12 tRNA genes are annotated in these 1,272 nt (G+C 48.7%); all 12 read left to right on the top strand.

Going from position 1 to position 1,272, the window contains the following annotated elements:
- Positions 1-55: 55 nt before the first annotated feature.
- The 12 genes from ACIFQM_RS16540 (at position 56) to ACIFQM_RS16485 (ending at position 1,269) form a co-directional block, all read left to right on the top strand.
- Positions 56-131 (top strand) — tRNA-Ala (locus ACIFQM_RS16540).
- A gap of 4 nt (positions 132-135) precedes the next feature.
- Positions 136-211 (top strand) — tRNA-Asn (locus tag ACIFQM_RS16535).
- A gap of 94 nt (positions 212-305) precedes the next feature.
- Positions 306-377 (top strand) — tRNA-Glu (locus ACIFQM_RS16530).
- 6 nt (positions 378-383) lie between these two features.
- Positions 384-459 (top strand) — tRNA-Val (locus tag ACIFQM_RS16525).
- A 26-nt stretch (positions 460-485) separates the two neighbouring features.
- Positions 486-559 (top strand) — tRNA-Met (locus ACIFQM_RS16520).
- Between the two features lie 24 nt (positions 560-583).
- A tRNA-Asp gene (locus ACIFQM_RS16515) sits at positions 584-660 on the top strand.
- Positions 661-741: 81 nt separating this feature from the next.
- Positions 742-814, top strand: a tRNA-Phe gene (locus ACIFQM_RS16510).
- Between the two features lie 25 nt (positions 815-839).
- Positions 840-915 (top strand) — tRNA-Thr (locus tag ACIFQM_RS16505).
- 4 nt (positions 916-919) lie between these two features.
- A tRNA-Tyr gene (locus ACIFQM_RS16500) sits at positions 920-1,005 on the top strand.
- 20 nt (positions 1,006-1,025) lie between these two features.
- Positions 1,026-1,098 (top strand) — tRNA-His (locus ACIFQM_RS16495).
- Between the two features lie 16 nt (positions 1,099-1,114).
- Positions 1,115-1,189 (top strand) — tRNA-Gln (locus tag ACIFQM_RS16490).
- Between the two features lie 4 nt (positions 1,190-1,193).
- A tRNA-Lys gene (locus ACIFQM_RS16485) sits at positions 1,194-1,269 on the top strand.
- Positions 1,270-1,272 lie beyond the last annotated feature (3 nt).

Genomic DNA, 1,272 nt, shown 5'->3' with positions numbered 1-1,272 from the left:
AGTAGGACGTCGCCAAGCAATGTCCCTTTAGAGGATAATGAAGACATACATATTAGGGCCTTTAGCTCAGCTGGGAGAGCGCCTGCCTTGCACGCAGGAGGTCAGCGGTTCGATCCCGCTTGGCTCCACCAATATTCCCTGATAGCTCAGTTGGTAGAGCACTCGACTGTTAATCGAGTTGTCACAGGTTCGAGTCCTGTTCGGGGAGCCAAATCTTAAATATTTATAATTTATATATAAGTGGTGGCGTAGCTGAGCTGGTTGAAAATTATGGTTATTCCATTAAGTATTGGAATTTTTTTTAAGGCCCGTTGGTCAAGCGGTTAAGACACCTCCCTTTCACGGAGGTAACAGGGGTTCGATTCCCCTACGGGTCATAGTATGGAGGCTTAGCTCAGCTGGGAGAGCATCTGCCTTACAAGCAGAGGGTCGGGGGTTCGAGCCCCTCAGCCTCCACCATTTGAAAAGTAAATACCTATTATTGTCGCGGGGTGGAGCAGTTCGGTAGCTCGTCGGGCTCATAACCCGAAGGTCACAGGTTCAAATCCTGTCCCCGCAATTGATTTCCCCTAGGATTATCTATGGAACTGTGGTGTAGAGGCCTAACATGCCTGCCTGTCACGCAGGAGATCGCGGGTTCGAATCCCGTCAGTTCCGCCATTTTATGAAATATATAACTGGCATTTTTGTGTATTATACATATAATGTGGGTTTGTATATTACAGATATAAAACAACATATGGCTCGGTAGCTCAGTCGGTAGAGCAGAGGACTGAAAATCCTCGTGTCGGCGGTTCGATTCCGTCCCGAGCCACCTTTCAAGTGGGAATGAGTAATGTGCCGGTGTAGCTCAACTGGTAGAGCAACTGACTTGTAATCAGTAGGTTGGGGGTTCAAGTCCTCTCGCCGGCACCATTTTGGAGGATTAGCGAAGTGGCCAAACGCATCAGACTGTAAATCTGCTCCCTTACGGGTTCGGTGGTTCGAATCCATCATCCTCCACCAGTCTTTTCATAATCATTATGGCGGTCGTGGCGAAGTGGTTAACGCACCGGACTGTGACTCCGGCATTCGTGGGTTCAAGCCCCATCGGCCGCCCTTTATTTTCATTTAATGGGGATTAGCCAAGCGGTAAGGCAACGGACTTTGACTCCGTCATGCATAGGTTCAAATCCTATATCCCCAGCCATTAAGAGCCATTAGCTCAGCTGGTAGAGCACCTGACTTTTAATCAGGGTGTCGAAGGTTCGAATCCTTCATGGCTCACCATTT

Origin of the sequence: Paenibacillus sp. NRS-1782, assembly GCF_050467685.1 — a bacterium.
GTDB lineage: Bacteria > Bacillota > Bacilli > Paenibacillales > Paenibacillaceae > Paenibacillus > Paenibacillus terrae_A.
Note: the sequence above shows the minus strand (reverse complement) of the source record. Positions and strands in the feature narration are given on the sequence as shown.